Here is a 12,246-nt window from a genome sequence, read left to right as displayed (position 1 = left end):
GGTCCGAACTCCGGGGCTTCCATCTCGTATGTCTTCATCCTACAAGGCCGTTTAACCGGGAGCAAACCGCGCCTTTCCAGGCACTTGACTTCCAGCCACCCGAACCCGCTAGGATTCAGACCACCCTGTCTCCAGGGCAACCCCTCTAACTTACCGGATGAGACCGGGTAGTGCAAGTCCCAATCTCAGATCTTCGAAGCTCGTGGGGTATCCGCTTCACCACAGGCACGTGCCCACGCCAGATCGCCGAGGCGAAGGTTTGGGGTTGTGCCGGGCGATGCCGACAACAGAAGATTAGCAGCCTTCGCGGGCACCGGAGCACAGTCGGCATTCACAGGCCCGCGTCACGCCAGTTGGGCCGCCAAGTCCGAGCCATAGACTCGGCGATGTGAGCAGCGACACGCCTCCCGTGGCGAAGAAGGTTCCGGCCGAACGCACTCATCACGGCGACACCGTGATCGACGACTACGCCTGGCTGGCCGACAAGGACAACCCGGACACGGTCTCCTACCTTGAGGCGGAGAACGCCTTCACCCAGGGCGAGACCGAACACCTCGAAGACCTCCGAGAGTCGATCTTCCAGGAGATCAAGGGCCGCACCCTGGAGACCGATCTCTCCGTCCCCACACGTAAGGGCGGCTGGTGGTACTACTCCCGCACCGAGGAGGGCAAGCAGTACGGCATCCAGTGCCGCCTCCTGGCGACGGGTGACACTCCTCCCGAGCTCAAGCCGGGAGTGCCGCTCGAAGGCGAGCGGGTCCTGCTAGACGGCAACGAGCTGGCCGGCGACAGCCCGTTCTTCGCCATCGGCACCTCGTCCATCAGCTCGGACGGCACCACCCTCGCCTACTCCACCGACTTCAGCGGCAACGAGCGCTTCACGCTGCGGTTCAAGTACCTCGAAAGCGGCGAGATCCTGCCCGACGAGATCCCGGGCATCTTCTACGGCGGCGCCTGGTCGGCCGACGGCTCCGCGTTCTTCTACACGACCGTCGACGAGGCGTGGCGCCCGTACCGCGTCTACCGCCACATCATCGGCACGGCCGCCGACGAGGACGTGCTGGTCTACGAGGAGACCGACGAGCGGTTCTGGGTCGGCATCGGGCTCACCCGCAGCGAGCGCTACCTCGTCCTCGGCGCCGGAAGCAAGATCACCAGCGAGGCGCGCATCCTCGACGCCGACTACCCCACCGGGGAGTTCACCGTCGTGCGGCCCCGCCAGACCGGCGTCGAGTACTCCATCGACCACGCGGGCGACCGCTTCCTGGTCCTGCACAACGAGGGCGCCGAGAACTTCGAGCTGGCCACCGCGCCCATCGACGACCCCGCCGCCTGGACGCCGTTGATCCCGCACCGCGAGGACACCCGGCTGCTCGACGTCGAGGCGTTCTCCGATCACGTGGTCGTCCACTTCCGCCGTGACGGCCTCACCGGCATCCGTGTGCTGCCGTCGGACGACGAGCCGTACGAGATCTCGTTCCCCGAGCCCATCCACACCGCCGAGCCCGCGGGCAACCCCGAGTTCCACACCGGCAGGCTGCGGCTGGCGTACGCCTCGATGGTGACGCCGCCCTCGGTGTACGACTACGACCTCAGCAACCGCGAGCTCATCCTGCTGAAGCGTCGGCCGGTGCTCGGCGGGTACGAGCCCGGCGACTACGAGCAGTTCCGCGAGTGGGCGGTCGCCGACGACGGCACGAGGATCCCGATCTCCATCGTCGTGAAGAAGGGCACGGAGCGGCCCGCGCCGACGGTCCTGTACGGCTACGGCAGCTACGAGGCCTCGATCGATCCCTCTTTCTCCGTGGCACGGCTCAGCCTGCTCGACCGTGGCCTGGTCTTCGCGATCGCGCACGTCAGAGGTGGCGGCGAGATGGGCAGGCGGTGGTACGAGGAGGGCAAGCTCACCCGCAAGAAGAACACCTTCAGCGACTTCGTGGCCGCGGCCCGGCATCTGAAGGAGTCGGGGTGGTCGAGCGACATCGTCGCCAGGGGCGGTTCCGCCGGCGGCCTGCTGATGGGCGCGGTGACCAACCTGGCGCCCGAGGCGTTCGCGGGCGTGGTGGCCGAGGTCCCCTTCGTGGACGCGCTCAACACGATCCTCGACCCGTCGCTGCCGCTGACGGTCATCGAGTGGGACGAGTGGGGCGACCCGCTGCACAACGCCGACGTCTACGAGTACATGAAGTCGTACACGCCCTACGAGAACGTCGATGACCGGATATATCCCCCGATCCTCGCGATCACCAGCCTCAACGACACCCGAGTGCTGTACCACGAGCCCGCGAAGTGGATCGCCCGGCTCCGCGCCACCGCAGGCGGTGGGCCCTTCCTCCTGAAGACGGAGATGGGCGCCGGTCACGGGGGCAGGAGCGGCCGGTACGACGCGTGGCGCGAGGAGGCGTTCACCCTGTCGTGGATCCTCGACCGGGTCGGCGCGGGAAAGACCGAAGACACAGGAGAGACGACATGACGTACTCGGCATCCGACGACCGCTACGAGAGGCAGCCTTACAACCGCACCGGCAGGAGCGGGCTCAAGCTGCCCGCGGTGTCGCTCGGGCTGTGGCACAACTTCGGCGACGACAAGCCGATCGACACCCAGAGGGCCACGCTTCGCCGGGCCTTCGACCTGGGCGTGACCCACTTCGACCTCGCCAACAACTACGGCCCGCCGGCCGGTTCCGCCGAGACGAACTTCGGTCAGATCTTCGCCCAGGACTTCCGGCCGTACCGCGACGAGCTGATCATCTCCACCAAGGCCGGGTACGACATGTGGCCCGGCCCGTACGGCGAGTGGGGCTCCCGCAAGTACGTCCTGGCGAGCCTCGACCAGTCGCTGTCGCGCATGGGGCTCGACTACGTCGACATCTTCTACAGCCACCGGCCGGACCCCGAGACCCCGCTCGAAGAGACGATGGGCGCGCTCGACACCGCCGTACGGTCCGGCCGTGCCCTGTACGCGGGCATCTCCAACTACACGCCCGAGCAGACCAGGGAGGCGGCCAGGATCCTGCGGGAGATGGGCACGCCGCTGCTCATCCACCAGCCGCGCTACTCGATGTTCGACCGCTGGGTCGAGGACGGGCTGCTCGACGTCCTTGAGGACGAGGGCGTCGGCTGCATCCCGTTCTCACCGCTGGCGCAGGGCGTGCTGACCGACAGGTACCTCAAGGGCGTACCGGAGGACTCCCGCGCGGCCAAGGAGCGGTTCCTGCGGCCGAGCCAGCTCACCGACGAGGTGCTCCAGCGGGTCCGCTCTCTGAACGAGATCGCCTCCGGCCGTGGCCAGTCGCTCGCGCAGATGGCCCTGGCGTGGGTACTGCGCGACTCGCGGATCACCTCGGTGCTGATCGGCGCCAGCGGCGTCAAGCAGCTTGAGGACAACGTCGCGGCCGTGGACAAGCTCGGCTTCTCGTCCGACGAGCTCGCCGCGATCGAGAAGGAGATCGCGCAGCCGGGCACGCCGATCGTCTAGCCCGTCGCGAGGGCCTAGAGGGCGTTGCGCCGCTGGAGCCAGGCGAAGGACGCCCATCCGGGCAGCACCGGCAGCCAGAAGGTCAGCAGCCGGAACAGCAGCACGGCCGAGGTGGCGACCGTACCCGGGAGTCCCGAGAGCGTCAGGCCGAGCGAGAGGGAGGCCTCGACCGCGCCCAGCCCGCCAGGGGTGGGCGCGGCGGAGCCGATGGCGTTGCCCGCCAGGAACACCACGGCCACGGCGGCGAAGCTCAGCGAGCCGCCGAAGGCCCGCACGCAGGCGTCCAGGCAGACCACGAAGGCGAGCGTCAGCAGGAGCGTGCCGCTGAAGCCTTCGAGGATCTTGCGGGGCGACTGCAGCACGTCGAGCAGCCTTGGGATCACCCCGGAGAACAGCGGGCGGATCCGAGCGGTGATCATGCGCCGGAGTTGCGGCACGGCGAGCACGACCAGCACGAGCACCGCCCCCGAGAGCAGGCCGATGACCAGGCCCCGGGACGGGCTCACCGACGGGGCCGCCTTGGTGCCCGTGGCGTACCCGAACAACAGCAGCAGCAGGATGTGGGATCCCAGCCCGACGAGTTGCGAGGCCCCCACGCTGGCCACGGCGAGCCCGGGTGAGATGCCGCGCTTTTGCAGGTAGCGGGAGTTGATGGCCACGCCGCTGACCGCGGCCGGCGCCACCAGCTTGACGAAGGAGCCCGCGAACTGCGCGAGCACCGTGCGCCCCAGGGGCAGTTTCTCGGGGACGAAGCCCCGGAGCATCAGCGCGGCGGCGACGTAGCTCATGCCGGCCGCGGCGAGCGCGATGCCGCCCCAGCCCCATTTCGCCGACGTGACGACCTCGACGAGGTTGACCCTGCTGAGCTGGGAGAGCAGGAAGTACGCGGCGAGCGCGCTGGCGATGATCGTGACGAGCGTTCGGGGCTGGAACCGTTCCAGCCGTATCTCCTCGACCTCGACCTGCGGGGTGAGGGCGAGGATGTTCTCGCGGAGCGCGGGGAGCAGTTCCTTGTCCCTGCTGACCTCGGCGCGGGTGCCCCTGGTCAGGGCGATGCGCTGCAGGAGCGGCAGCGCGCCCGCGAGCGCCTGCTTGGGGATCACCTTTGACGCGCACATGACCGAGCGCTCGGGGCCGACCCGCAGCGCGATGTAGGTGAGCAGTTGGGCGACGTCCAGGCGCAGCAGCAGGTCGCCCGCCGCGATCTCGCCGCTGCGGGCGTCCATCAGCACCACGTCGCCGCCGGTGCCGATGTGGATGCTGTCCCCGGTGAGACGGCGGTGGGCGAGGCGCTGGGCTTGGAGCAGCTCCACCTGCTTCCAGATCTTGATGAGAAGCTCGTCGTCCAGCTCCTCGTCCGGGACGTCCTCGATCGCCCGGGTCTCCAGGTGCTCGTACGCCAGCAGCGCGGCGTCCGTGCCGATCTCGCTGGTGCCCACCAGGCACGGGGTGTTCACCCCTGCGGCCTGGGCGGCGTACGCCATCAGGGCCTCGCGCTCCAGCTCGGCGCGGAGCGAGCGGATGGCCCGGCGTCGGGTCTCCGAGTTGAGCCGGATCCGCCGCCAGAGCCGGTAGAGGACCCCGGCGACCTGCCGGTCCCTGTCGAGCACGGTGACGTCGTAACGGCGCTCGTCGGACATCGTCACGGCGTAACGGCGGCTGCCCTGGGCGTCGTCGGGGATGCGCCGCGCCTTGGCCGGTACGAACCCCAGGCGGCGGAGCGCGGCGATGACGGTGCCGCCGGGCGGCCGGGTGTTGGGGCTGCCGACGACGTACAGGGTGGCGTACCCGACGGCCAGGCCGACGAGGTAGGTGACGAAGACGCCGAGCGCGGTGGCCTCGGCACCGGTGAACAGGGCGAAGACGTCGAGGGCGATCGCCATCCACATCAGGGCCCGCCAGGTCGGGCGACGGGAGATGCGGACGGCGGTGACGTAGGCGACGACCGAGGTGAGCAGGGTGTTGAGCGGCTCGACCTGGCGTCCCCCGGTGAGCAGCTGGCGCAGGTCGTCCGGTCCGGCCGCGGCGAGCCACTCGCCGAGTACGAACGAGACGAGCATCCCGATGATCGCGGCGATGAGGCCCTCGGCGACGCGCAGCCCGTCGCGGTGGAACACCCGCTCGACGGCGAAGGCGGCCGGGACGGCGAGAACGGCCGTGCCCGCGAGGAAGCTCGCCACCCCGATCAGCAGATCGGGCGCCCGGCTCGTACCGTCGGTGACGTCGGCCTCCAGGCCGTTCAGCGTCTGCTTGGCGACGAGGGCCAGCAGGACGACCGCGGTGAGGGCGAGCAGGCTGGCGAGGAAGCGCAGCGCGTCCGACGGCCGGCGGATGCGCTGGGGCAGCAGCGGCTCGACGACCAGCACGACAGGCTCAGTGAGCTTGGCGGAAGCCCCACCGGGCTCGGAAGGGTCGGTCTCCGCGAGGCCGGCGGAATCCCCGGACGGCTCGGAAAGGTCCTCCGTGTCCGAGAGACCGGGAGAAGTCCCGGAGGGCTCGGAAAGGTCGGTGTCCGAGAGACCGGGAGAAGTCCCGGACGGCTCGGAAAGGTCCTCCGTGTCCGAGCGACCGATAGAAGTCCCGGAGGGTTGGGAAGGGTCCGTGGAGGCGGTGGGGACCGGGGAGCCGCCGTCGGCCGAGGGGGTGGCGACCGAGGCGGGAACCGACCTGGTTTCCGGGCTCTCGGAGGTCATAGGAGGTCCGGCCACGGAGATTTCTCCCCCCGCGGCCTCCTGTGCCTCGTCGCGTTCCCTTATGTCGGTCACCGCCGGCGTCTGCGCACGTCTCGGGTCATATGATCTTTCCCTAAGCTCTGTTCATCAGTGATGGCGCGGAGCCGACCACGCTCGGGCGACCTGTCTCGGCACTCGCCTTCCCCCGGCGCGGGCCTCGAACGTCGCCGGCGAACTGGTGCACCCCGGCCATTCGCTGACACTCTACGGCGCGCTCGCCACACAGGGATCAGATGGACGGGACGTGATCCATGGTGCCGGTACGGGCGGCGGGCGCGCATCGTCCGTAAGTATGGACTGGTGAGTCGCCCCAGGTGGCAGGTGGGTCGTCACCCGCCCGGACACCATCGCACGGTCACGAGGCGCCCATGTAGCGTTGACGCATGACCCGTGCGCTGAAGGTTCTGGGTGCCTGCCCGCTGGACTGCCCGGACACCTGCTCGTGGGTGGTGACGGTCGAGGACGGCGAGGCCGTGGGCCTCCGAGGCAACCGTGATCATCCCTATACCCGTGGCGCCCTGTGCGTGAAGGTCAATCGTTATCTGGAGCACACCAAGGCCGCCGATCGGATCCTTCACCCGATGCGCCGGGTCGGGCCGAAGGGGTCGGGCCGGTTCGAGCGCATCACCTGGGACGAGGCTCTCGACGAGATCGCGAGGCGCCTGACCGCCATCATCGACGAGTTCGGCGGCGAGGCCATCTGGCCGTACCAGGGCACCGGGACGCTGGGCTACATCCAGGGCGAGTCTGGAGATGCCGGGCGGCGCCTGTGGAACGCGCTGGGCGCGTCGAAACACGATCTGAACATCTGCGCCAGGGCCGGCAACACCGGGCTGAGGCACACGAACGGGACGCCGGGCGGCATGGACCCCGAGACGTTCGCCCTGTCGAAGCTGGTCCTGCTCTGGGGCACGAACACCCTGACCAGCGGTCACCATCTGTGGAAGTTCATCCAGGAGGCTCGGGCCGGTGGGGCCCACGTGGTCGCCATCGACCCCATCAGGACCCGTACCGCCGACCAGGCCGACGAGCACCTGGCGATCAGGCCGGGCACCGACGCCGCCCTGGCCCTCGCGCTGATGCACGTGGTGCTCGACGAGGGCGCCGAGGACCGGGACTACCTGGAGAACCACACCACGGGCTGGGAGGACTTCGAGCGAGAAATCCGGAAATATCCCCCGAGGGTGGCGGCGGAGATCACCGGGATCCCCGAGAAGGACATCCGTGCCCTCGGCGTACGCCTGGCGCACACGCGTCCGACCGGGATCCGGGCCACGATGGGCGTCCAGCGCCACCAGGGCGGCGGCACGGCCATGCGCGTCATCTCCTGCATCCCCGGCGTGACCGGTGACTGGAAGCACCCCGGGGGAGGCGTCGCGTACTCCACCAGCGGCCACGTCCCCATCCAGGCGGACACCCGGCCCGACCTGCTCGGCAAGCCGGTACGTACGCTGACGATGACCCGGCTCGCCGAAGGCCTTGCGGACACCGCGAAGCCCGTCAAGTGCCTGTGGGTCTACGCCGCCAACCCGATGGGCAGCACGTCCGACCAGAACCGCGTCCGCAGGGGGCTGCTCAGGGACGACCTGTTCACGGTGGTGATGGAGCAGTTCCCCACCGACACGGTGGACTACGCCGACATCGTGCTCCCGGCGACCATGCAGTTCGAGCACACCGACCTGCACCACGGATACGGCCACATGTATCTGGTCTGGAACGAGCCCGCGGTCCCCCCGGCCGGCGAATGCCTGTCCACGACGGAGACCTTCCGCAGGGTGGCCCGCCGCCTGGGGCTGACCGAGCCCGCCCTCTACGACTCCGACCTGGAGATCGCCGAGCAGCTCCTGTCCGGGGGGCACCCGGCGCTGGACGGCATCACGGTCGAGCGCCTGCGCGAGGAGGGATGGGCCCGGCTCAACTATCCGGCCCCGTTCGTGCCTTTCACCGAGGGGTTCCCCACGGCGTCCGGCAAGCTGGAGTTCGTCCCTGAGAACCAGGGGTACGTCCCGCCCTTCTCGGCGCGCGTGGACGGGCCGTACAAGCTGGCGCTCATCACTCCGGCGGCCCACACGTTCCTCAACACGGTGTTCGGGAACAACCCCGAGCTGGCGCGCCGCGCCGGCGGGCCGAAGATCCTCGTGAACGAGAAGGACGCCGCGGGCCGGGGCCTGAGCGACGGGCAGCGCGTCCGCGTGTTCAACGACAACGGCGAGATGACCGCGGAGCTGGAGATCAGCGACAGGATCGCCCCCGGGGTCGTCGCGACGACCAAGGGCAACTGGCCGAAGTTCAGCGGTGGGGCCAACGTCAACGTCCTGGTCGACGAGCGCGACGCCGACATGGGCAGGGGCCCCGTCTACCACGACAACCTCGTGGAGATCGCGCCCCTGGTGTGATCGCGTCGGAGGTCCGGTGTGGGGCGTCAGAGGCTCAGCTTGAAGCCCACGTGGGAGTCGACGAAGCCGAGCGAGGTGTAGAAGCGGTGGGCGTCGGCGCGGGCCTTGTCGCTGGTGAGCTGCACCATGCGGCAGCCCCGCTCACGTGCACGGTCGACCGCCCACGCCATCATCGCGCGGCCCAGTCCCCGCCCTCGCATGGAGGCGCCCACCCGTACGGCCTCGATCAGGGCCCGCTCGCCGCCCCTGCGGGACAACCCCGGGATGAACGTGAGCTGCATCGTGCCCACGACCTCGCCGTCCGCTTCGGCCACGACCAGCTCCTGCCGGGGATCGGCGTCGATGGCCTCGAAGGCGGCCAGGTAGACCTCGTCCGACGGGTCGCCCTCCCTCGCCGCGGCGATCGGGTCGTCGGCGAGCATGGCCACGATCAGGGGCACGTCTTCCCGGCGAGCGGGACGAAAGATCACAGACATGCTCAAAGAGTATCGATGCCCTCCTGACGTGGACTCCGATACGCGGAGGCCACGCCGGCCCCTGTGCTGATCCCGGACGCGGCAACCCGGGGAACAACCAGGGTTGTCCCCCGATGTGCCAACCCCGTGACACAGGGCAATCTGGTGGACATGAACGAACTGACTCGACGCGACGAGATGTCGCTCGCCGGCGCGGCCCTGCGGGGCGCGCCCTGGAAGGCCGCGGCGATCACCGGTGGGGCGAGCGCGGCGATCAGCTATGTCATGGGAGTCGTCCTCCCAGGACCCGCCGATCTGACCTGGGCGCTCTGCCTGGGCATCAGCATCTTCAGCCTGGTGGCCTCCGTCGGCGCCGTCAGCAAGCCCAACGTGGGAGACCGCGTCACCCGCCAGGCCAGGCTCTGGTCGCTGCGCCACCCGTGGAGGTTCGCCCTCTACCCGGGCGTCCTCGCCGCCGTCGTGATGTATCCCGTCCAGCTCGTCTTCGACCAGGAAGGCGTGTTCGGCGCCGCCTGGGACGCGCTGTGGGGCGGCGCGCTGGTGTACCTGATCGCGGCCATCCTCACCCTGTCCCTCAGGGGAAGGGCCCAGTCGGCCAAGTAGCACCCCCAAGGGCGCAACCGGCCCGGTGACCTTCGCGCGCGACTTCTCCGGGTGTCGCGTCACACTCCGCCTCCCGGGTGACGTTCCCCGGGAGGCGCCGCGTTTTCCGAGGAGCCCTACAAGGTCAGCTCGCGGCGTCGCGCTCGGCCTGGCTCCGGCACACGCAGAACTCGTTGCCCTCGGGATCGAGCAGGGTGACCCAGCCCGAGCCATCGGGGTTGCGGTGGTCCTCGTACCGCTTGGCACCGAGCCCGACGAGCCGCTCGACCTCCTCGTCGCGGGTGCCGTCCCCCTGTGCCGTCACGTCGAAGTGGACGCGGTTCTTGGTCGTCCTGCCCTCGGGAACCCGGATGAACAGCAGATGGGGCTCGCTCGGGGCCATGAGCATGACCTCGTCGTCGTCCTTCTCCGTCGCCTCGTGGAAGGGCCAGCCGGTGGCCTCGTGCCACCACTGCGCGAGCTCGTACGGCTGGGCGCAGTCAACGGTCACTGTGTGAATGCCAATCATGCGCACAGCCAAGCGCAACACCGGTAAAACCGTCAAGCCGGTTTCCTAGTGCTCGGCGGCCGGATCTCTCCCGGTCAGCACGCGCGCCAGGCTCACCGCCGACACGATGGCCCATACGCCTTCGAGGAGCAGGAACCCCCAGTTGCGGTCCTCCAGCGCCACCCAGGTGAGCACCGCCGAACCGGCGAGGTTCAGCGCGAGGTAGACCTTGGATTCGGAGTTCACGACCTTCGACTGCGCGAGCAGGAAGGCGGAGAGAATGATGATCGCGCCGGCGATCTGGATGATCTGAGTCATGGTGTGCGCGCGTCGTCTTCGCTGGGCCGGGTACGACGCACTACTCGTCCGGGAGATCCCCGTACGGGGCCTCTGCCCAGGAACCTAGCAAACTTCACTCCTCCGATCCGTTCTTGGTGAGACATCTCACCGCCCTGCCTGGACGACGCGGACAACTTTCTTATGGGAATCCTGAAACGCTTCTGGATATCCGGACATGTGTGGCTGACGACCAGCCCTCCCCGGAAGGCTGAGGGAACAGTCCCCCATCGGAAGGACGGCGGCGTGGGACCTCCAGACCCCCGGCAGCGCTTCGAGGAGATCTACAAGGCCCACTACGCGGACCTCCTCGCCTACCTCCGGCGGCGCACGGACTCGCCCGACGACGCGGCGGACGCGATCTCCGAGACGTTCACGACGGCCTGGCGCCGCGTCGGCGACATCCCCGAGGGGGAGCAGGCCCGGCTCTGGCTGTACGGCGTGGCGCGGAACGTCCTCGCCAATCAGCGCCGCGGCGACTCGCGGCGGACCGCCCTCGCCGTACGGCTCCGCGCGGAGCTGGCGGCCTGGGACGAGTCCACTCCGCGCCAGGACACCGGTGTGATCCGGGAGGCGTTCCAGCGGCTCAGCCCCGACGACCGGGAGCTGTTGTCGCTGGTGAGCTGGGAAGGCCTGGACACCGCGGAGATCGCGACCGTTCTGGGCTGCTCACGCGGGGCCGTCCGCCTGCGCCTGCACCGTGCCCGGAAACGCCTCGCCAGGGAACTGGACACCGCCGATCTCGACCTCGCCCGCTACGGCCCGCGCGCCGTCGCACTGTTGAAGGGGCACCCGTGAACACCGACATCGACGGCCTGGTCGCCTCGATCGCCCCCGACCCGGGCCCCGGCATGACCCCAGGCGCACGCGACCTGCTTCAGGAGATCACCGTGGCAACAGCGGTCGAGCCCGTCGCCGTGCCGGTGACCCCGTCCGCGACCGTTTCCCTTCGCCGGTTCCTGGCCGTGGCCGCCGTGGCCGTGCTCACCGTCGCGATCCCTATGGTGTGGGGTGGCGCGTCGGCCGCCTACGCGGTCGCGAGGAATCCCGACGGCACGATCACCGTGACGATCTACGAACTGCAGGATCCGGAAGGATTGCAGGCCGAGCTGATCGCCCAGGGAATCCCCGCCGACGTTACGTATTCACCACCGGGCGAACAGTGCGCGCCGGGCCGTTTCACCAGCGTGGACTGGGCGTACAGCTCACCCGATCCCCGCACGATGACCAGAAGGGAACGCGCCGAGTTCGAGCGACTGGAGCACTGGCGGTCCCGCGACGTCACCCAACCGATCTCCATGAGCAGGTTCAAGATCTCTCCGCGCTTCATCCGGCCGGGGGAGACCTTGGTGATGGAGTTCAGCCTGGGGGGCAAGGGTTCCAGTTACCGGTGGTCTCTCGGAAGCTGGCTGGCCGCGCCGGGGAGCGAGATAGCCCCCTGCACGCTGGTGAGACTTCCCTCCGGGGCGAAGGGCGTGCGGTAACCCCTCTCAGCGCACGGCGCCGGATTCGGCTCCCGCCGGCCTCTTGGTGGTGAAGGCTCTCGCCTGACCCTTACCGCGCCCCCCGCTGCCCGCATCTGATCACACATGGCTGTTGTTTCAGCACCCTCAGTGATGTCGCTCATCGATGATTGGATTCGCCTGTCGCTTGCCAGCCTGATGGGACCACCCAGTTGCCACGAGGAAGGGACCACCTGGTCGTGTAGTCGATCATAATGATCTCCCTCAGTTCGTCCC

General features: G+C 69.1%; 10 protein-coding genes and 1 riboswitch. Of the genes, 6 read left to right on the top strand and 4 right to left on the bottom strand.

Annotation, left to right across the window (positions count from 1 at the left end; genetic code table 11):
- Window positions 1-388 precede the first annotated feature (388 nt).
- Window positions 389-2,473 carry a S9 family peptidase gene (locus AB0B89_RS30590; protein ID WP_358559733.1) on the top strand — a complete coding sequence of 695 codons (2,085 nt, stop codon included), beginning with the start codon at window positions 389-391 and terminating at the stop codon, window positions 2,471-2,473.
- The gene (mgrA, locus tag AB0B89_RS30585; RefSeq protein WP_358559731.1) at window positions 2,470-3,477 is read left to right on the top strand and encodes an L-glyceraldehyde 3-phosphate reductase; all 1,008 of its coding nucleotides are present in this window, start codon (window positions 2,470-2,472) and stop codon (window positions 3,475-3,477) included. Before AB0B89_RS30590 ends, mgrA begins: the two co-directional genes overlap by 4 nt.
- Before the next feature lie 14 nt (window positions 3,478-3,491).
- Here mgrA and AB0B89_RS30580 read toward each other — a convergent pair whose 3' ends face one another.
- Window positions 3,492-5,843 carry a lysylphosphatidylglycerol synthase transmembrane domain-containing protein gene (locus tag AB0B89_RS30580; protein ID WP_358559729.1) on the bottom strand — a complete coding sequence of 784 codons (2,352 nt, stop codon included), beginning with the start codon at window positions 5,841-5,843 and terminating at the stop codon, window positions 3,492-3,494.
- A gap of 749 nt (window positions 5,844-6,592) precedes the next feature.
- On the opposite strand from AB0B89_RS30580, the gene AB0B89_RS30575 reads away from it, so the two are divergent.
- The gene (locus tag AB0B89_RS30575) at window positions 6,593-8,605 is read left to right on the top strand and encodes a molybdopterin-dependent oxidoreductase (protein ID WP_358559727.1); all 2,013 of its coding nucleotides are present in this window, start codon (window positions 6,593-6,595) and stop codon (window positions 8,603-8,605) included.
- A gap of 26 nt (window positions 8,606-8,631) precedes the next feature.
- On the opposite strand, the gene AB0B89_RS30570 is transcribed toward AB0B89_RS30575, so the two are convergent.
- Entirely contained in the window at window positions 8,632-9,081 is a 450-nt protein-coding gene (locus AB0B89_RS30570; protein WP_358559725.1) for a GNAT family N-acetyltransferase, read from the bottom strand.
- Between the two features lie 150 nt (window positions 9,082-9,231).
- On the opposite strand from AB0B89_RS30570, the gene AB0B89_RS30565 reads away from it, so the two are divergent.
- Window positions 9,232-9,684, top strand: coding sequence for a hypothetical protein (locus tag AB0B89_RS30565; protein ID WP_358559723.1), 453 nt, complete (start codon window positions 9,232-9,234; stop codon window positions 9,682-9,684).
- 124 nt (window positions 9,685-9,808) lie between these two features.
- Here AB0B89_RS30565 and AB0B89_RS30560 read toward each other — a convergent pair whose 3' ends face one another.
- Both AB0B89_RS30560 and AB0B89_RS30555 read right to left on the bottom strand, forming a co-directional pair.
- Complete coding sequence (locus AB0B89_RS30560) at window positions 9,809-10,174, bottom strand: VOC family protein (protein WP_358559721.1); 366 nt, start codon at window positions 10,172-10,174, stop codon at window positions 9,809-9,811.
- A 63-nt stretch (window positions 10,175-10,237) separates the two neighbouring features.
- On the bottom strand, window positions 10,238-10,489 hold the full coding sequence (locus AB0B89_RS30555; RefSeq protein ID WP_358559719.1) for a hypothetical protein: 252 nt from the start codon (window positions 10,487-10,489) through the stop codon (window positions 10,238-10,240).
- 6 nt (window positions 10,490-10,495) lie between these two features.
- Window positions 10,496-10,564, bottom strand: a riboswitch (guanidine-III (ykkC-III) riboswitch).
- A 189-nt stretch (window positions 10,565-10,753) separates the two neighbouring features.
- Here AB0B89_RS30555 and AB0B89_RS30550 point away from each other — a divergent pair.
- Window positions 10,754-11,305 carry an RNA polymerase sigma factor gene (locus AB0B89_RS30550; protein WP_358559717.1) on the top strand — a complete coding sequence of 184 codons (552 nt, stop codon included), beginning with the start codon at window positions 10,754-10,756 and terminating at the stop codon, window positions 11,303-11,305.
- The gene (locus AB0B89_RS30545; RefSeq protein WP_358559715.1) at window positions 11,302-11,991 is read left to right on the top strand and encodes a hypothetical protein; all 690 of its coding nucleotides are present in this window, start codon (window positions 11,302-11,304) and stop codon (window positions 11,989-11,991) included. The genes AB0B89_RS30550 and AB0B89_RS30545 overlap by 4 nt, the downstream gene beginning before the upstream one ends.
- Window positions 11,992-12,246 lie beyond the last annotated feature (255 nt).

Origin of the sequence: Sphaerisporangium sp. NPDC049002, from assembly GCF_040649355.1 — a bacterium.
Lineage (GTDB): Bacteria > Actinomycetota > Actinomycetes > Streptosporangiales > Streptosporangiaceae > Sphaerisporangium.
The sequence above is the reverse complement of the archived record's forward strand: the minus strand, read 5'-3'. Positions and strand labels throughout refer to the sequence as shown.